A 17,832-nucleotide genomic window follows, 5' to 3' on the forward strand; every position below is an offset into this window, starting at 1 on the left:
GCCGGCCGGGAGCAGCACGCTCCCGGCCGGCCCGGCCGTTTCCCGACCCGTGTCAGGACCGGTCTCCGTCAGACCGGCCGCCGTCACGACCGACCCGCCGTCACGGCCAGAGGTTCTCGTACGTCAGGCCGGCCTGCTCGCAGGAGGTGCGCCCGTTCGCCCAGTGGTCCGCCGGCGGCCGCTGCGCCAGGATCTCCCGGGCCCGGGCGGCGGAGGCGCTGGTGGCGTACCAGGGCCTCGGGTGGTGCTCCAGCCCGTCGTGGATCAGCTGCAGCGCGCAGGTCCGCTCGACGCCGGGGAGCCGGTCCAGCGCGGGGACGGCGTCCGGCGAGAGGCCGCGGACGTTGCGCAGGTCGATCTGGGCGGTCCGCTCGAAGCGGGCGACGTTCTGCTCGGCGATGATCGCGTCCGGGCCCATCAGCCCGTACACCGCGACCGTGAGCATGCCGCTGAGGACGACGACGCGCGGCAGCCAGCCGGCCGAGCGGGTCAGCCCGGCGGTGATCAGCAACAGGAGGACCACGCCGAGCCAGCCCTCGACCACCAGCACCCAGAGCCGCAGCCGGGTCAGCCCGGAGGCGTCGACGTAGAACCACATCCGGCCGAGTGCCGAGGCGACCACGACCAGGGCGAGCAGGCAGAGCGCGCCGAGCAGGATCCGAGCCACCCGGCGGTCGGCCGGCGTGCTGCGCGGGGCCCAGCGCTTGGCGACCGCCACCACGACCAGGGTGAGCGCGGTGATCACGCTCAGCTGCCAGAAGCCCTGCCGGGCGTACTCGGAGCGGCTCATCCCGGTGGTGCGCAGGACGGCGTCGGCGCCGCCGAGCACCACCAGGCCCTGGATCACCGCGAAGGTGCCGAACATCAGGTTGAGCGCGACCAGCGGCAGCGCCCACTCCAGCCGGCGGCGGGCCCGGCCCGGCCGGACGACCGTACGGTCCCAGCGGCGCGGCCCGGCCGCGATGTGGGCGAAGCCCACGGCAGTGAGCACCCCGAGGGCGAACAGCACCGAGCGCAGCGGGAGCTCGTCGAGGTCGAGGCTGGGGCTGAGGCCGCTCAGCAGGTCGGCCATGGCGGCGTCCGCACCGGCGAACAGCAGGCCGAAGACGGTCAGCAGGACGGCGGCGACCGCGAGCGCCTTGAGCACCGGGACGATCCGGCCCCGGCCGGGCAGGCTCCGGCTGCGCAGCCCGTCCACCGCCCAGAGCACGCCGGGCGGCAGCTGCCAGACGATGGCGGGCAGGGCGAGCAGGACGCCCGCCCAGCGGCTGCCGCCGTGCAGCGCGAGCGAGGCCAGGCCCAGGGCGCACACGACGGACAGCGTCACCGGCCAGCCCGCCTCCCAGAGCGCCGGGACGGCGAGCAGGGCGACGGCCAGCAGGCTCCACACCGCCGTCCAGGGCCGGATCCGGCGGCCCGCCGACCGGGCAGCGAGGCCGGCCGCGACGGCGGTGACCCCGGCGCAGACCAGCAGGTTGACGCCCAGGCCGTCGAACAGCAGCCAGGCCGTCAGCAGGCCGGTGAACAGGGCCAGGAGGAGGGTCCGGGGCGTGGCGGGCGCCTTGCGCTCGGGGTCGCTGGGGCGCAGCCACGAGGTGGACGTCGGCGCGGGCATGCCGGCGCCCCAGGACGGACCGGGCGCGGGCACCGGCCCTGGCGCAGGCCCGGGTCCGGGTGGCAGGTCGGCCGGGGCGGGCGTGGACGGACCGGACATGGGTCCCCCTCAGTGGTCGGTGGGCATGCGGAAGCCGCCCTCGGGGCGGTCCGCCGGCGGGCGCGCTCGGCGCCGCGGCTGCAGCCGACTGTAGACCATTCTGAACAAGTTCAAAAATAAGTTCTGAACAGGTTCAGAAACCCCTGGCCGGCCACGGTGCCCCAACCGCCGGCCCTTCGCCCTCGCCCGCGCCCCTCTCCCGCGCCCCTCGCTACCCCTTCACCGACCCGGCCAGCAGCCCCCGGACGAAGTACCGCTGCAGGCTGAAGAAGACGATCAGCGGGACGATGATCGACAGGAACGCCCCGGCCGTCAGCAGCTCCCACCGCCCGCCGAAGGATCCGGACAGCTGCGCCAGCCGGACCGTCATCGGCGCCACCTCCGGCGTGCCGCCCGCGAAGGTCAGCGCGACCAGCAGGTCGTTCCAGACCCACAGGAACTGGAAGATCGCGAACGAGGCCAGCGCCGGGGTGCACAGCGGCAGCACGATCGAGCGGAAGATCTTGAAGTGCGAGGCGCCGTCCACCACCGCCGCCTCCATCAGGTCGCGCGGCAACTGGGCGATGAAGTTGTGCAGCAGGAACACCGCCAGCGGCAGCGCGAACATCGTGTGCGCCAGCCAGACCGGCGCGTAGCTGCCCTTCAGGTCCACCGCCGGGATCAGCGTCAGCGAGCCCAGGTGCGCGCCGCCGGAGAACAGCCGCAGCAGCGGGATCAGCGCCATCTGGATCGGCACCACCTGGAGCGCGAACACCGCGAAGAACACCGTGTCGCTGCCCCGGAACCGCACCCAGGCCAGCCCGTACGCCGCCATCGCCGCCAGCACCAGCGGGAACAGGGTGGCCGGGACGCTGATCGCCAGCGAATTCACCAGGAACGGCATCAGCCCGGTGGAGACGCCCGAGCCGCCCTCGAACAGCACCGTGTGGTAGTTGCCCAGGCCGAGGTCCGGGTGGAGAAGCGCGTTCCACCAGCCGTTCGAGGTCACGTCCTGTTTGGGGCGCAGCGAGGTCACCAGCAGACCCAGCGTCGGGATCGTCCACAGGACGGTCACCGCGATGACGAAGACCGAGGCCAGCGGGCGGCTGAAGGCCTTCCGGACCGGATTGGCGTGCGGCGCGCTCATCGCGCGGGTCGGCTTGCCGTGTCGAGCGCTCATCGGACCCTCCGCTCCTTCCGCAGCTGAACGATGTTGTAGGCCACCAGCGGCAGCACCGCGAGGAAGAGGATCACCGCGAGGGCGCTGCCCCGCCCGGTGTTGAACTGCACGAAGGACTGCGAGTACATCTCGTTGGCCAGCACCTGGGTGCCGAAGTTGCCGCCGGTCATGGTGCGGACGATGTCGAAGGCCTTCAGGGTGATGATCATGATGGTGGTCAGCACCACCACCACCGTGGTGCGGATCATCGGCACCGTGACGTACCAGAACAGCCGCACCCCCTGCGCCCCGTCCAGCCGGGCCGCCTCGGTGACCTCGTCCGGGATCGCCTTGATCGCCGCCGACAGCACCACCATCGCGAAGCCCGTCTGCACCCACACCATCACCGCCATCAGCAGGAAGGTGTTCAGCGGCTGCGAGAGCATCCAGTTCGGGGGGTCGTCCCAGCCCACCGCGATGGCTAGTTGGCTGAGCAGGCCGATCTGCTGCTGCCCCGGCCCGCGCGACTCGTAGACGAACTTGAAGATGATCGAGGCACCGACCAGCGAGATCGCCATCGGCATGAAGATCAGCGACTTGTACACCGCCTGGCCGCGCATCCGGTCCACCAGCAGCGCCAGCAGCAGGCCCAGGCCGGTCGCCACCAGCGGCGCGACCACCAGCCAGAGCAGCGTGTTGACCAGCACCTTCTGCACGGAGTCGGTGGTGAACGCCCAGCCGAAGTTCTCGCCGCCGACGAACCGGCTGCCGTCGTCGTTCTGCAGGCTCAGGTAGACCGTCCGGATCAGCGGCACGACCAGGCCCACCAGCAGCAGCACCGCGGCCGGGCCGAGGAACACCGCCACCGCCAGCGGGCGGGAGAGCCGGCCCCTGGCCCGGCCTGCGGCGAAGAAGACCAGCAGGAGGATGCCGAGGAAGCCCGCGACGGCGCCGAGGCTGTTGCCGAACTTGACCGCCGCATCGCCCCACGCGCCGGTGGCGAGCGCGGTGGCCGGGGACGGGGTTCCGGGTACGGACATGGCTGTGCGTCCCTCCTGCTCTCGTGGGAAGGGGGCGGGCGGTGCGGGTGGGTGGCCCCGCACCGCCCTCGACAGGTGGTCCTGGAGGCGCCGGGTGGCGCGTGCGCGGGCCCGGCGCGTGCCCGGGCCTGATGCCGGCTCGGGCCTGATGCCGGCCCGGGCCCGGCGCCGACCCGGGCCCGGCGGCTACTGCGGCCAGGCGGCGTCGATGTCGGCGGCGGTCTTCTGGATCGACTGCCCTTCGGCGAACCAGGCGGTCAGCGACTTCCACTCCTGCCCGGCGCCGACGGCCGCCGGCATCAGGTCGGAGCCGTCGAAGCGGAAGGTCGCCGTCGGGTCGGTCAGCGCGTCCGCCGACAGCCGGTCGATCGGGTCGGTGTACAGGCTCTTGTCCACGCCCTGGTTGGCCGAGACCCAGCCGGTCGCGGTCCGCACCCGGCTGCTCGCCCAGTCCGCGCTGGACAGGTAGTTCTGCACCGCCTGCACCTCGGGCCGGCCGGAGAAGGCGGCCAGGAACTCGCCGCCGCCCTCGACCGGGTTGGGGATCGCCGGATTCACCGCGGGCAGGTGGAAGGCGAACACGTCGCCGTCCGGGCCGACCTTGGTGCCCTTGGGCCACTGCGCCTCGTAGAAGGACGCCTGCTGGAGCATGGCGCACTTGCCGGTGAGGACCGGCGCGCCCGCGTCCTGGAAGGTGGTGGTGGCGATCGACTTGACGTCGCCGTAACCGCCGTTGACCCAGGCCGGGTTCTGCATCCAGCCGGCCACGGTCTTCATCGCCGTGGTGATCTTCTCGTCCGAGAACTTCACCTGGTGGCCGACCCACTGGTCGTACACGTCACCGCCGTACGTGCCCAGCACCACCTCCTCCAGCCAGTCGGTGGCCGGCCAGCCGGTGGCCGTGCCCGAGGCGATGCCGCCGCACCAGGGCTTGGCGCCGCCGGCCTTGGCGATCCGATCGCTGAGAGCCGTCAGATCCGCCCAGGTCTTCGGGACCTCGTAGCCGGCCGTCTTGAAGGCCTTCGGCGAGTACCAGACCAGCGACTTCATGTTGGCGCTCATCGGCGCCGCGTAGAAGGTGCCGTTGACGGAGCCGTAGGTCTTCCAGATCGGGCTCCACTTCTCCTGGTTGGCGACCGTCTGGGCGGGCGGCTTCACCACCTTGCCGCTCTTCACCATCTGGGCCAGCAGCCCGGGCTGCGGGATGATCGCGAAGTCCGGGGCGTTGCCGCCGGCCACCCGGACCGGCAGCTGGGACTCGAAGTCGTTCGACCCCTCGTAACTGATCTTGATGCCGGTGCACTTGGCGAACTCGGCCCAGGACTTCTCCAGGTTGTCCGACTCCGGGCTGAGGATCGAGGCGAACACCGTCACCGTGGTGCCCGAATGCCCGGCGTACGGCTGGTACTTGGCGCAGTCACCGGACAGCGACGGGGCCGCTGCGCCACCACCGCCCCCCGATCCGCCGGAGCTGTTGGAACAGGCCGCGGTCAGGGCCAGCGCCGCCAGCAGGGCCGGTACGGCGACCAGGCGGCGGCCGGAACTCCTGGACGGCACGGTCGGGTTGAGGGTCAATGCGGTCCTCCTGGCCAGGGCGTGCTGCCGGCTGTGGGCTGAACGACATTGCGCTGTACCGGAGATGGGCGTGCAGAGATCACGGGTGGGCGACGGACGAACCGATCCGACGACGTTAACGCAGCCGCCAGCCGCCGCCAAGGTCCACGTCGACCTTCGTCCGCCGGTGTCCCGACTGTGACCCCGGAACCCCCCGCGGCAACCCGACGGCCCCGCCCGGAAACCCGGACGGGTCCGTACCGCGGCGATCCGTCAGTACAGCCGGACCGGCAGCTCCAGCAGGCTGTTCACCACCAGCGACGGGCTCGGCCGCAGGTCCTCGTCCGGCACCGCCGGCGACAGCCCCGGGAACCGCGCGAACAGCGCCGGCAGCGCGACCCCCGCCTCCAACCGCGCCAGCGGCGAGCCCGGGCAGACGTGCGGGCCGTGACCGAAGGACAGGTGGCGGGTCGGGTCCCGGGTGACGTCGAACAGCTCCGCCGTCAGCCCGTGCTGCGCCGGGTCCCGGCCGATCGCGTTGTACGAGATCAGCACCGGCTCGCCCGCCGGGATCACCGCGTCGCCGACCGCGATGTCCGCCGCCGCGAAGCGGAACAGGAAGTTGCTGGTCGGCGGCGTCCAGCGGAGCGACTCCTCGACCACCGCGTCCCAGGACACCTGCCCCGAGCGCACCAGCACCAACTGGTCCGGGTGCGCCAGCAGCGCCCGTACGGCGTTGCCGATCAGGTTCACCGTGGTCTCGTGGCCGGCCGCGATGATCACCCGCAGGGTGGCCGCCGCCTCCGCGTCGGTCAGCGCCCCGCCCTCGGTGTCCGCCGCCAGCAGCGCGCTCGCCAGGTCGTCGCCCGGCGCCGAACGGCGCTGCGCCACCAGGTCGTTGACGAAGGCGTTCAGCCCGGCGACGGTCGCCTGGATGCCCGCCGGGTCGGGCTTGATGCCGAAGAACCGCTCGTACAGGTCCCGCAGCACGCCGTGGTCGGACTCCGGCACGCCCAGCAGCGAGCAGATCACCGTCATCGGCAGCGGGAAGGCGAAGGCCGACTTCAGGTCCACCACCGGCTCCCCCGCCGCCAGGGCGTCCAGCAGCGCGTGGGTGATCTGCTCGACCCGGGGGCGCATCAGCTCCACCCGGCGCGGGGTGAAGGCCTGCGCCACCAGCGCCCGCAGCCGCCGGTGCTCGGCGCCGTCCGTGGTCACCATGCTCGGGCCGGGCACCGCCAGACCGATCAGCGGCCAGGTCTTCGGGACCTCGCCGCGCTGGTAGGCCGCCCAGTGCGCGGCGTCCTTCACCAGCCGGACGTCGGTCAGCAGGTCGCGGGCCTCGGCGTGCCGGGTCACCGCCCAGGCGGCGACACCGCCGGGCAGTTCGACCGGCACCACCGGGCCGGCGGCCCGCAGCAGGGCGCCCTCGGCGGCACTGTCGCGGGCCAGCGGATCGAGGGCGATCGGGGCCGGGGCAGCGGTCATCGGCGGCGGTTCTCCTTGAACTCGATCTTTGAACTCGATCTTTGGACTCGGCCCTTGAACTCGGTCCTTGACCTCGGACCTTGAACTCGGTCCTTCGCTCGGGCAGGACGCTCGGGCAGGACAGGGGTGTCGATCAGGCCGGGTGGCCCGGAGTGAACGAGACGGGCAGCGCCACCAGCCCGCGCACCCAGGCCGACGGCCGCCACACCAGCGCGTGCTCGGCCACCGCCAGCCGCAGGTCCGGCAGCCGGTCCAGCAGCACCTCGATCGCCGTGGTGGCGATCACCTCGGCGGCCTCCTGGGCCGGGAACGGGCAGCCGTGCTCGCCGTAGGAGTAGCTCATGTGCGCCCGGTTGCCCTCGGCCGGGCGGCCGTCCGGCCGGCGCACCGACGGGTCCGCGTTCGCCCCGGCGATCCCCAGCAGGACGAGGTCGCCCGCCGCGATCCGCTGACCGCCGAGCCGGGTGTCCCTGGTCGCCCAGCGACCGGCGAAGATCTGCGTCGGGGTGTCCTCCCAGAGCACCTCGTTGAGCGCCTGGCTGATGCTGCGGCGGCCGCCCGCCAGCGAGGCGGCGAAGCGCTCGTCGGTGAGCATCAGCCGCAGCGCGTTGGAGATCCAGTAGGAGGACGGCTGGTGACCGGCGATCAGCAGCACCCGCAGGTCGCGCATCACCTCGTCCTGTGTCAGCCCGGCCGGGTGCGCCAGCATCCGCGAGGCGACGTCGCCACCCGGGTGCTCGGACTTCTCCCGCACCAACGCGAGCATCAGCTCCAGCAATCGCTCGGCGCCGGCCGGCGCGTCCGGGCCGCCGTCGAGCATGGTGAGCAGCGCCGCGATCAGCTCCGGCGCCTGCTCCTCGTCCAGGCCGAACACCCGGCACAGCACCAGGAGCGGCATCCGGTGCGCGTACTCGGCGACCAGGTCGGCCTCGCCGCGGCCGGCGAACTCGTCGATCAGCAGGTCGGCGATCTCCTCCGCGTGCTTGCGCAGCTCGTACGGGTCGACGTCGGCCAGCGCGTCGGTGACCGCACGGGAGCGGCGGACGTGCTCCTCGCCCTCGGCGTACAGGATGGACGGCGCTGGCGCCATCATCGGCTTGAGCGGCCAGTCGGCGGGCAGCGTCGCCCAGGCGTGCCAGCGGCTGGAGTCGCGGCCGAACAGCTGCGGCTGGCCGGTCACCACCTGGAGCTCGCGGTAGCCGATGACCAGCCAGGCGGGGACGCCGCCGGCCAGTTCGACCGGGGCGACCGGGCCGTGCGCGGCGCGCAGCTCGCGGTAGAGCTGGGCCGGGTCGGTCTGGAAGCGCGGCCCGTACAGCGGGGTGGCCCCGGCGTGCGCCGGGCAGCCCGGGGGCGGGGTGGCGGCGGGCTCGGTCACGGGGTGCTCTCCTCGTACTCCGGGGTGACGGGGGCTTCGGCCTCGGCGGTGACGGCGACTCCGGCCAGCGGGGCGGCGGCTCCGGCCAACGGGGCGGCGGCCAACGGGGCGGCGGCCTCGGCCAGGGCGGTCAGGTGGCGGACCAGCTCGATCAGCACCCGCTTGCCGGACTCCCGGTCCCGGGCGTCGCAGTCCACCAGCGGCACCTCGGCGGCCAGGTCCAGGGCCTCGCGGATCTGATCCAGCGTGTGGGTCGGCTCGCCGAAGTTGTTGCGGGCCACGATGAACGGGGTGCCGTGGTGCTCCAGCCGGTCGATCGCGTACCAGGAGTCCTCCAACCGACGGGTGTCCACCAGGACGACCGCGCCGAGCGCACCGCTGAACAGGCGGTCCCAGAGGAACCAGAACCGTTCCTGCCCGGGCGCACCGAACAGGTACAGCACCTGGCTCGCCGACAGGGTGATCCGGCCGAAGTCGAAGGCCACCGTGGTGGAGCGTTTGCCCCAGGCCCCGGCCGGGTCGACGCCCTCCCCCGCCTTGGTCATGACCTCCTCGGTGTTCAGCGGACGGATCTCGCTGACCGAGCCGACCAGCGTCGTCTTGCCCACCCCGAAGCCGCCGACCACGACGATCTTCAGCGCGTTGTCGGCCGTCGCCCGCAGCGGGGTGCGCCCGGTGGCGGGCCCGGCGCCGGGACCGGAGGTAGGGCCTCCGGAGGCCGGGTCAGAGCTGTTGAAGGCCATGCAGCACCTGCTTCAGCGTGTCGAGATCGGGCAGCCGGGCCTTCGTCGGCGCGAACCGGGGGTGGCGGGCGGTGACCGCCCCGGACTCCAGCAGGTCGCCGAGCAGGATCTTCACCACCGAGATCGGCAGCGCCAGCTCCGCGGCCAGCTCCACGACGGCGGTCGGGGCCTCGCACATCCGCAGGATCCGTGCGTGCTCCGACTGCATCCCCGGCACCGGTCGCCGCTCGGCGACGATCAGGGTGACCAGGTCGAAGGCGTTCTCCGGGGAACGGCTGCGGCCCCGGGTGATGGTGTAGAGGCGGTCCGGGTCGTCGTCGCGGCCCGGCAGCACCGGCCGGCCGCTCATGCGCCCGCCCCGACTATCCGTTCGCTCATGCCAGGGTGCTCCCTTGCGGTGTGGTCGACTCCGCCTCCTGCGGCGCGGCGTCGCCGCGGGCCGGCGCGCTGAGGTGGACGCCGATCTGCTCGATCAGGCCGTGCATGTTGTGGCCGACCACGCCGACGTCCGCCTCCTCGTCCGTGACCACCGCCAGGTGCGCGCCCTCGCCGGCCGCCACGATGCACAGGATGCCGCCGTGGAACTCGGTCATCGACTGCCGGACGCCGCCGCTGCCGTCGCCGAACTCGATCGAGGCGCCGTGCGCCAGGCTCTGCAGACCGGAGGCGATCGCGGCCAGCTGGTCGGCCTGGTCGGCACTCAGCCCAGCGGTGTGGCAGAGCTTGAGGCCGTCGGCGGAGAGAACCAGGGCGTGCCGGGTGCCGGGGGTTGCGGCCAGCAGGTTTTCCAACAGCCAGTCGAGGTCGCGGTCGGTGGCGCTGCTCATCGGGAGTCCTTCTCGGTGACGGGGGAAGCGTCGGGCGTGGGGTCGGTGTCGGTGTCCGTGGTCGTCGGCGCCACCGCGGCGGGCCGGTCGCCCGGTGCCGACAGGGCCGCCTTGCGGAAGGCGCCGAACCGGGCGGCGGCGCTCGCCGCATCGGCGCGTACGGGCTTCGCGGGTGCTGCCGTCGGTGTGGTGGCGGCCAGCGTCTGGCCGCGGCGGCGCTGTGGCAGCCCGCTCTCGGTGATCCGGGCGGGCCCGGCGGCAGCGGGTACCGGGGTGGCCTGGGCGGGGACTGTGGGCGCCGGAACGGCGGGCCCGGCGACGGCGGGCGGGCGAACGCCCGCAGCGGTCGGTGCCGGCGGCAGGGGTGCGGGGGCCGGGCGCGCGGGGATGAGCGCCGGGCGCGCCGACTCCGCGACGGGCGCCTGAGCCAGGACGGGCGCCGGCTCGGACGCCGGAGCGGGATGCGTGACCAGCTGCTGCGGGATCAGCATCACCACCCCCGTACCGCCGCGCGCCGACGGCCGGAAGGAAATCTGCAGCCCGTGCTTGCGCGCCAGCACGCCGACCACCGCAAGCCCGAGCCGGGTGCCGGCGGACAGCGTGGTGAGGTCCAACGGCTCGGCGGAGACGGCCCGTTCGGCCCGGCGCAGCCAACTGTCGCCCAGCCCCAGCCCGCTGTCCTCGACGGTGATCACCAGCCCGGCCGACACCTCCTCGACGTAGACGTGCACCTCGGCCGGCGGGGCGGAGAAGTTGGTGGCGTTGTCCAGCAGTTCGGCCAGCGCGTGCATCACGCCCTCGGCGGCGAACCCGGCGACGGCGGCCGTGCTGGCGTTGTGCAGCCGCACCCGCTGGTAGGCACCGATCCGGCCGAGCGCACCGCGCAGCACCGACTCCACCGCGATCGGCTTGGCCCAGCGCCGGCCCGAGCGGGCCCCGGTGAGCACCGCGATGCCGTCGGCCATCCGGCCCGCCTGGGCGGTCGAGTGGTCCAGCCGCAGCAGGTCACCGAGGACCTCCTCGTCGTGCCGGTGCTGCATCTCGCGCAGCTCGGCGTGCATGCTCGTGGCCAGTGCCTGTACCCGCCCGGCGGCGGTGGCGCAGACCGCGAGCGCGGCGGCGCGCAGCCGTTCGCCCCGGCCGACCTCCTCGGCCACGGCGCGCAGCAGCGCCCGCTGGGGGTGCGTACGGTGGGCGGCCAGCGCGCTGTCCACGGCCGCGCCGCCACGCAGTTTCCTCACCACCTCGGGCAGCACGCCCTCGGTGAGCCGGTCCAGTTCGGCGCGTTCGGCCTCGGCCCGGGCCCGCTCGGCCTCGAACCCGGCGCGCTCGGTCTCGATCTCGGCCCGCAGCCGGGCCAGTTCGGCGTGCGCGGCCGTGATGTCCGCCTCGGCCCTGGCCTGCTCCGCCCGGGCGGCGTCCCGCTCGGCGTACACGGCGCCGGCGCGGTCCCCGGCGGCCGTCTCGGCCTGCCGGGCGGCGCCGGCGACGACCAGCGCGGCCCTCGTCTCCTCGTGCTGCGCGTCCAGGTCCTCGGCCAGTCGGCGGGAGCGCTCGGCGCCGGCCGCCGCGAGGCCGACCGCGATGAGCCAGAGCACCGCGACCGCGCCCACCGCGAGGGCGGTGAGCGGCTGGTGCGCACCCAGCGCCCGGGCGATCCCCACCGGGGCGGCGACCGCCGCCAGCAGGACGGCCACCGCGGTCAGGGCGGCGGTGCGCGGCGCGGGCCGCCGGCGCGGCCGGCCGTCGGGGCTGGTGGCTTCTCTCATCGGTGCGATCCTCGGCAACGTCGGCGGGCGGCGGCCGGCGGCCGGCGGCGGGAAGACGCCGACAGCTGGTCGGGCGCATACGAGACCGCCCGGCAACGTTGCGTAACGTCTCCGGGCGGCCGATCGGTTCACGCTTTCGACCGATCATATCGATTCAGACATTGGCCTCAAGTGGCGAGTTGACGGTCAGTCTCCTTCATTCACCTCACGCACACCGATTGGCGACACGGCCGACGCACCGTCGAGACCGACGGTTCACGCCGTTGGTGTCTCCCCTGGTTGACATCAGGGGCTGCCGAACCGCTTCGCCAACGCCTCCTCGAAGGTCCCCCGGCCCACCGCCCGCTCCGGCGTGAGGTTCCCGCCGGCCCGCAGCGCCCGCCCCACGGCCCCCGGCACCCGCACCGGCAGCAGCACCCGCCGCCGGCCCGCCGCCCGCAGGTACGCCTCGGCCAGCTCCCGGTACGACCACACCCGAGGCCCGCCGACCTCGGGCGCGTACCCGGCCGGCCCCTCCCCCGCCAGCTCCGCCACCCGCGCGGCCACCTCCCGCACGTCCACCGGCTGAATGCGCGCCCCGCCCAGCACCGGGAACACCGGCAGCCGCGCCGACGCGTCGAAGATCCTCAGCAGCAGGTCGTGGAACTGCGTCGCCCGCAGCACCGTCCACCCCAGCCCCGACTCCCGCACCACCCGCTCACAGGCGAGCTTCGCCCGGTAGTACGGGATCGGCACCCGGTCGACCCCGACGATCGACACGTACAGCTGGTGCCGCACCCCCGCCTTACCCGCCTCCGCCACCAGCGTCCGGACCGCGGCCACGTCCTTGCGCCCCACCGTGGTCGCACAGTCCACCACCACCTCGACCCCCGCCACCGCCCCGGCGATCCCCGCCCCGGTCACCAGGTCCCCGACCACCCACTCGACCCCGTCACCCCCGCTCCGCGCCCGCCGGCTCAACGCCCGCACCGCCACCCCCCGCGCGACCAGCAGCCGCACCACCTCCCGCCCCAAGGTCCCCGTCGCCCCGGTCACCAGCACCGTCCCTGCCACCACACCACTCCTCTCACCGAACCCCGTCACCCCCTACCGACCGCCCACCGCCCCCATCCGTGACATCGGCGTCCGCGCAGGAGCCCCGGGCAACGAGAAGAGGCGGGGCGAGGACCTGAAGTCCTCGCCCCGCCTCAGCGGTGGCTCACCCTCGCGGGGTCAGTACCAGCGGTCAGCTGCAGCCGCTGGTGGAGCCGCAGCCCTCGCAGAGGTAGCAGCTGCCGGCGCGGCGCATCTTGGTGCCGCAGGAGAAGCAGAGCGGGGCGTCGGCGTTGAGGCCGAGCTGGATCTCGATCAGCTCCGTGGAGTTGTGCGCCTGCGCCGGGCTCGCCTTGGGAGCGGCCTTGGGCGCTGCAGCGGCGGGGGCCGGCGCGGCGACCACCGGGGCGGACTGGGCGAGCGACTCGGTGTCGAGCTCCTCGGCCTCCAGCGGCTCGTAGGAGCCCGTCTCCAGGTGACGCTGGCGCTCCTCGACGGAGTGGATGCCGAGCGCCGAGCGAGTCTCGAACGGCAGGAAGTCCAGCGCCAGGCGGCGGAAGATGTAGTCGACGATCGACTGCGCCATCCGCACGTCCGGGTCGTCGGTCAGACCGGCCGGCTCGAAGCGCATGTTGGTGAACTTCGAGACGTAGGTCTCCAGCGGCACGCCGTACTGCAGGCCGACCGAGACGGCGATGGAGAAGGCGTCCATCATGCCCGCGAGGGTCGAGCCCTGCTTGGACATCTTGAGGAAGACCTCGCCGAGGCCGTCGTCCGGGTAGGAGTTGGCGGTCATGTAGCCCTCGGCGCCACCGACCGTGAAGGAGGTGGTGATGCCCGGGCGGCCCTTGGGCAGGCGCTTGCGGACCGGGCGGTACTCGACGACCTTCTCGACCGCGGCGGCCGGGGCCTCCTCGGCCTTGGTCTCGGAGTCCTTCTTCTTCGCCGAGAGCGGCTGGCCGACCTTCGAGTTTTCGCGGTAGATGGCGAGCGCCTTGACGCCCATCTTCCACGCCTCGAAGTAGATCTCCTCGACATCCTCGACGGTCGCGGAGGCCGGCATGTTGACGGTCTTGGAGATGGCGCCGGAGATCCACGGCTGGATCGCGGACATCATCCGCACGTGGCCCATCGGCGAGATGGAGCGCTCGCCCATCGCGCAGTCGAACACCTCGTAGTGCTCGGCCTTGAGGCCCGGGGCGTCGACGACGTTGCCGTGCTCGGCGATGTGGGCGACGATCGCCTCGATCTGCTCGTCCTGGTAGCCGAGGCGCTTGAGGGCGCGCGGGACGGTGCCGTTGACGATCTGCATCGAGCCGCCACCGACGAGCTTCTTGAACTTGACCAGGGCGAGGTCGGGCTCGACGCCGGTGGTGTCGCAGTCCATCATCAGGCCGATGGTGCCGGTGGGGGCGAGCACCGAGGCCTGGGCGTTGCGGAAACCGTTCTGCGCGCCGATGCGCAGGACGTCCTGCCAGGTGTCGTTGGCCGCGGCCCAGACCGGGGCGTCCAGCTCGTCGAGCGAGACGGCGGCGACCGAGGCGTCCGCGTGCTGCTTCATGACCCGCTGGTGCGGGGCGGCGTTGCGGGCGTAGCCGTCGTACGGGCCGACGACGCCGGCGAGTTCGGCGCCGCGGCGGTAGGCGGTGCCGGTCATCAGCGAGGTGATGGCGCCGGCCAGGGCGCGGCCGCCCTCGCTGTCGTAGGCGTGGCCGGTGGCCATCAGCAGGGCGCCGAGGTTGGCGTAGCCGATGCCGAGCTGGCGGAACGCGCGGGTGGTCTCGCCGATCTTCTCGGTGGGGAAGTCCGCGAAGCAGATGGAGATGTCCATCGCGGTGATGACCAGCTCGACGACCTTGGCGAAGGTCCCGGCGTCGAACGAGTCGTCGTCACGCAGGAACTTCATCAGGTTCAGCGAGGCGAGGTTGCAGCTGGAGTTGTCCAGGTGCATGTACTCGGAGCAGGGGTTGGACGCGTTGATGCGGCCGGACTCCGGGCAGGTGTGCCAGTGGTTGATGGTGGAGTCGTACTGGATCCCGGGGTCGGCGCAGGCCCAGGCGGCCTCGGCCATCTTGCGGAACAGCTTCTTGGCGTCGACGGTCTCGATGACCTCGCCGGTCATCCGGGCGCGCAGGCCGAATTCGGTGCCGTTCTCGACGGCGGTCATGAATTCGTCGGAGACGCGGACGGAGTTGTTGGCGTTCTGGTACTGGACGGAGGTGATGTCGTCGCCGCCGAGGTCCATGTCGAAGCCGGCGTCGCGCAGGGCGCGGATCTTCTCCTCCTCCTTCACCTTGGTCTCGATGAAGGCCTCGACGTCCGGGTGGTCGACGTCGAGCACGACCATCTTCGCCGCGCGGCGGGTGGCGCCGCCGGACTTGATGGTGCCGGCGGAGGCGTCGGCGCCGCGCATGAAGGAGACCGGGCCGGAGGCGTTGCCGCCGGAGGACAGCAGCTCCTTCGAGGAACGGATCCGGGAGAGGTTGAGGCCGGCGCCGGAGCCGCCCTTGAAGATCATGCCCTCTTCCTTGTACCAGTCGAGGATCGACTCCATGGAGTCGTCGACGGCCAGGATGAAGCAGGCGCTGACCTGCTGGGGCTGCTTGGTGCCGACGTTGAACCAGACCGGCGAGTTGAAGCTGAACACCTGGTGGAGGAGGGCGTGGGTCAGCTCGTGCTCGAAGACCTCGGCGTCGTCCTTGGTGGCGAAGTAGCCGTGCTTCTCCCCGGCGGCGCGGTAGGTGAGCACCACGCGGTCGATGATCTGCTTGAGGCTCCACTCGCGCTGCGGGGTGCCGACGGCGCCGCGGAAGTACTTGGACGTGACGATGTTGACGGCGTTGACCGACCAGAAGTCGGGGAACTCGACGCCGCGCTGCTCGAAGTTGATCGACCCGTCACGCCAGTTGGTCATGACGACATCGCGCCGCTCCCAGCGGACCTCGTCGTACGGGTGCACGCCAGGAGTGGTGTAGATGCGCCCGATCCGCAGACCACCCTTGGGTGCCTTGCCGGCGCCCTTGGCAGCGGCCTTGTCGGACTTCGACCCTCGTGCGGAACCGCTCGTGGTGTCTGTCACTTCTCCTCCTCCTGGGCAAACGCCCGAAGTGCCCTGAAAAGTCCGGGCACCGCTGGTTCGTTCTTCCGGTGTGCGGGCAAGCGGAGACATCGCCTGCTTACGCACGGTTTGTAGTGTTCTGCGCCCCGTTTCCGGGCACGCGGGGGCCCCACGGGGCCGATGCGGTGCAGCAGGCCCCTTCGGAACGGGGCCGGGTTGCCGACGCCTCCTAGGGCGCGGCGGCGGCGACGGGCACGCAGGTGCCGTCCGCCTCGGGGTCGGGCCGCTGGGCGCGGAGTTCCGCGATGGCGGCCTCGAAGTCCTCCAGTCCGTCGTACGCCTGGTACACGCTGGCGAAGCGCAGGTAGGCGACCACGTCGAGTTCCTTGAGCGGGCCGAGTATGGCCAGCCCGACGTCGTGGGTGGTCAGCTCGGCGTTGCCGGTGGCGCGCACGCACTCCTCGACCCGCTGGCCGAGCTGGGCGAGGGCGTCCTCGGTGACCGGGCGGCCCTGGCAGGCCTTCCGGACGCCGGAGATGACCTTCTGCCGGGAGAACGGTTCGGTGACCCCGCTGCGCTTGACGACCATCAGCGCGGCCGTCTCCACGGTGGTGAAGCGGCGGCCGCAGTCCGGGCACTGCCGGCGGCGGCGGATCGAACTGCCGTCCTCGTTGGTCCGGCTGTCGACAACGCGGCTGTCGGAGTGCCGGCAGAAGGGGCAGTGCACCTGGGGATCCCTCCCTGGCAGGACGTGCGGACCGGTTGAGTCTATGCGATGCGACCCCGGCCTCGGCAAGCTGATCATGCGCCGTAACCACTAGTACTGGGCACGGAGAGGACTGTAGCCACTAGATGTAGGTCTCCGGGGGAAGCGACACCCCTGGCGTGTCGACGCCGATTAGACTGCCGAAGTCGACATCCGGTCGAACATTTACTCGATGTACAACAAAGCCTTGATCGAGTCAGCCAACTCCCGAATAATTCACTCGAACGTGTGTTTGGCGCAACCTTTCGATAGGAGGGGCGTTGGGCTGGAAAAGGGGAGAGGACAGCCGTCGAGAGGGGCCGCCGTGAACACCATCGAAAGCAACACCATCCCGGTGCAGGAACACTCCCAGTTCAAGGTGGGGCAGCGCACCACGAATCAGCAGAGCGTGGACATCAGCATGGACCGTAGCGAAGACCACCGACTCTCCGGCCAGGCCCTTTCCAGCACGAGCCGCGTTCCGGACCAGCCGATCGAACACTCCCCCGCGCTCGACGACGCCCACCCGGCGCCCGCCCGCGCGATGCCCGGCCGCCCCCCCGGAATCCGCACCGACGAGGCCGGGCTCACCGAGCGCCAGCGCCGGGTGATCGAGGTCATCCGGGACTCCGTCCAGCGCCGGGGCTACCCGCCGTCCATGCGCGAGATCGGCCAGGCCGTCGGCCTGTCCAGCACCTCCTCGGTCGCCCACCAGCTGATGGCCCTGGAGCGCAAGGGCTTCCTGCGCCGCGACCCGCACCGCCCGCGCGCCTACGAGGTCCGCGGCGTCGAGGTGGCCCGTCCGAACACCGCCGAGACGGCCGGCCGGCCGTCCACCTCGTACGTGCCGCTGGTCGGCCGGATCGCGGCCGGCGGGCCGATCCTCGCCGAGCAGACGGTCGAGGACGTCTTCCCGCTGCCCCGCCAGCTGGTCGGCGAGGGCGAGCTGTTCGCGCTCACCGTGCGCGGCGACTCGATGATCGAGGCGGCCATCTGCGACGGCGACTGGGTCACCGTGCGCCGCCAGCCGGTCGCCGAGAACGGCGACATCGTGGCCGCGATGATCGACGGCGAGGCGACGGTCAAGCGGCTCAAGCGCGAGGACGGCCGGATCTGGCTGATGCCGCACAACCCCGCGTACGAGCCGATCAACGGCGACAACGCGACCATCCTGGGCAAGGTCGTCGCGGTCCTGCGCCGCCTCTGACGCCTCCGCGCGCACGAATCGGGAGAAGGGGCTCCACCGCACTGCTTGGGTTCTAGGAGTCGTTGCAACACCCCAGTTCAGGGGATGCATTGGACTTCGAGATCCGTAAGGACAGGACGCCTCAGGGCCCGCGGAAGCT

14 protein-coding genes are annotated in these 17,832 nt (G+C 72.4%); 1 reads left to right on the forward strand and 13 read right to left on the reverse strand.

Annotation, left to right across the window (positions count from 1 at the left end; translation table 11 throughout):
• Positions 1-100: 100 nt before the first annotated feature.
• The 13 genes from P3T27_RS33460 to nrdR form a co-directional block, all read right to left on the reverse strand.
• Entirely contained in the window at positions 101-1,615 is a 1,515-nt protein-coding gene (locus tag P3T27_RS33460) for a DUF4173 domain-containing protein (RefSeq protein WP_280685030.1), read from the reverse strand.
• 310 nt (positions 1,616-1,925) lie between these two features.
• On the reverse strand, positions 1,926-2,873 hold the full coding sequence (locus P3T27_RS33465) for a carbohydrate ABC transporter permease (RefSeq protein ID WP_280685031.1): 948 nt from the start codon (positions 2,871-2,873) through the stop codon (positions 1,926-1,928).
• Entirely contained in the window at positions 2,870-3,892 is a 1,023-nt protein-coding gene (locus P3T27_RS33470; RefSeq protein ID WP_280685032.1) for a sugar ABC transporter permease, read from the reverse strand. Before P3T27_RS33470 ends, P3T27_RS33465 begins: the two co-directional genes overlap by 4 nt.
• A 186-nt stretch (positions 3,893-4,078) precedes the next feature.
• Positions 4,079-5,467 (reverse strand): ABC transporter substrate-binding protein, encoded by a 1,389-nt coding sequence (locus P3T27_RS33475; protein ID WP_280685033.1) that lies wholly within the window; start codon positions 5,465-5,467, stop codon positions 4,079-4,081.
• Between the two features lie 252 nt (positions 5,468-5,719).
• The gene (locus P3T27_RS33480; RefSeq protein ID WP_280685034.1) at positions 5,720-6,934 is read right to left on the reverse strand and encodes a cytochrome P450; all 1,215 of its coding nucleotides are present in this window, start codon (positions 6,932-6,934) and stop codon (positions 5,720-5,722) included.
• Between the two features lie 133 nt (positions 6,935-7,067).
• Entirely contained in the window at positions 7,068-8,312 is a 1,245-nt protein-coding gene (locus tag P3T27_RS33485) for a cytochrome P450 (protein ID WP_280685035.1), read from the reverse strand.
• On the reverse strand, positions 8,309-9,055 hold the full coding sequence (locus P3T27_RS33490; protein WP_280685036.1) for an ATP/GTP-binding protein: 747 nt from the start codon (positions 9,053-9,055) through the stop codon (positions 8,309-8,311). Before P3T27_RS33490 ends, P3T27_RS33485 begins: the two co-directional genes overlap by 4 nt.
• A complete protein-coding gene (locus P3T27_RS33495; RefSeq protein WP_280685037.1) occupies positions 9,036-9,404 on the reverse strand; it encodes a DUF742 domain-containing protein in 369 nt (122 codons plus the stop codon). The genes P3T27_RS33490 and P3T27_RS33495 overlap by 20 nt, the downstream gene beginning before the upstream one ends.
• A gap of 25 nt (positions 9,405-9,429) precedes the next feature.
• The gene (locus P3T27_RS33500) at positions 9,430-9,882 is read right to left on the reverse strand and encodes a roadblock/LC7 domain-containing protein (protein ID WP_280685038.1); all 453 of its coding nucleotides are present in this window, start codon (positions 9,880-9,882) and stop codon (positions 9,430-9,432) included.
• Positions 9,879-11,651 carry an ATP-binding protein gene (locus P3T27_RS33505; RefSeq protein WP_280685039.1) on the reverse strand — a complete coding sequence of 591 codons (1,773 nt, stop codon included), beginning with the start codon at positions 11,649-11,651 and terminating at the stop codon, positions 9,879-9,881. Before P3T27_RS33505 ends, P3T27_RS33500 begins: the two co-directional genes overlap by 4 nt.
• A gap of 285 nt (positions 11,652-11,936) precedes the next feature.
• Positions 11,937-12,704, reverse strand: coding sequence for an NAD(P)H-binding protein (locus P3T27_RS33510; RefSeq protein WP_280685040.1), 768 nt, complete (start codon positions 12,702-12,704; stop codon positions 11,937-11,939).
• A 172-nt stretch (positions 12,705-12,876) separates the two neighbouring features.
• Positions 12,877-15,762 (reverse strand): vitamin B12-dependent ribonucleotide reductase, encoded by a 2,886-nt coding sequence (locus P3T27_RS33515; protein ID WP_280685041.1) that lies wholly within the window; start codon positions 15,760-15,762, stop codon positions 12,877-12,879.
• A 208-nt stretch (positions 15,763-15,970) separates the two neighbouring features.
• Positions 15,971-16,468: a transcriptional regulator NrdR gene (gene nrdR / locus P3T27_RS33520; protein WP_280685042.1), complete on the reverse strand. Its 498-nt coding sequence runs from the start codon at positions 16,466-16,468 to the stop codon at positions 15,971-15,973.
• A gap of 343 nt (positions 16,469-16,811) precedes the next feature.
• Between nrdR and lexA the strand changes: the two genes are divergently transcribed.
• Positions 16,812-17,693: a transcriptional repressor LexA gene (gene lexA / locus P3T27_RS33525; protein WP_348534173.1), complete on the forward strand. Its 882-nt coding sequence runs from the start codon at positions 16,812-16,814 to the stop codon at positions 17,691-17,693.
• The last annotated feature ends 139 nt before the right edge of the window (positions 17,694-17,832 follow it).

Origin of the sequence: Kitasatospora sp. MAA19 (genome assembly GCF_029894125.1) — a bacterium.
Classification (GTDB): Bacteria; Actinomycetota; Actinomycetes; order Streptomycetales; family Streptomycetaceae; genus Kitasatospora.

Coding starts and splice junctions, on each gene's coding strand:
- P3T27_RS33465 (WP_280685031.1), bottom strand. CDS start 2,873: ATGAGCGCTCGACACGGCAAGCCGACCCGCGCGATGAGCGCGCCGCAC.
- P3T27_RS33500 (WP_280685038.1), bottom strand. CDS start 9,882: ATGAGCAGCGCCACCGACCGCGACCTCGACTGGCTGTTGGAAAACCTG.
- P3T27_RS33490 (WP_280685036.1), bottom strand. CDS start 9,055: ATGGCCTTCAACAGCTCTGACCCGGCCTCCGGAGGCCCTACCTCCGGT.
- P3T27_RS33480 (WP_280685034.1), bottom strand. CDS start 6,934: ATGACCGCTGCCCCGGCCCCGATCGCCCTCGATCCGCTGGCCCGCGAC.
- P3T27_RS33470 (WP_280685032.1), bottom strand. CDS start 3,892: ATGTCCGTACCCGGAACCCCGTCCCCGGCCACCGCGCTCGCCACCGGC.
- P3T27_RS33505 (WP_280685039.1), bottom strand. CDS start 11,651: ATGAGAGAAGCCACCAGCCCCGACGGCCGGCCGCGCCGGCGGCCCGCG.
- P3T27_RS33460 (WP_280685030.1), bottom strand. CDS start 1,615: ATGCCCGCGCCGACGTCCACCTCGTGGCTGCGCCCCAGCGACCCCGAG.
- P3T27_RS33495 (WP_280685037.1), bottom strand. CDS start 9,404: ATGAGCGGCCGGCCGGTGCTGCCGGGCCGCGACGACGACCCGGACCGC.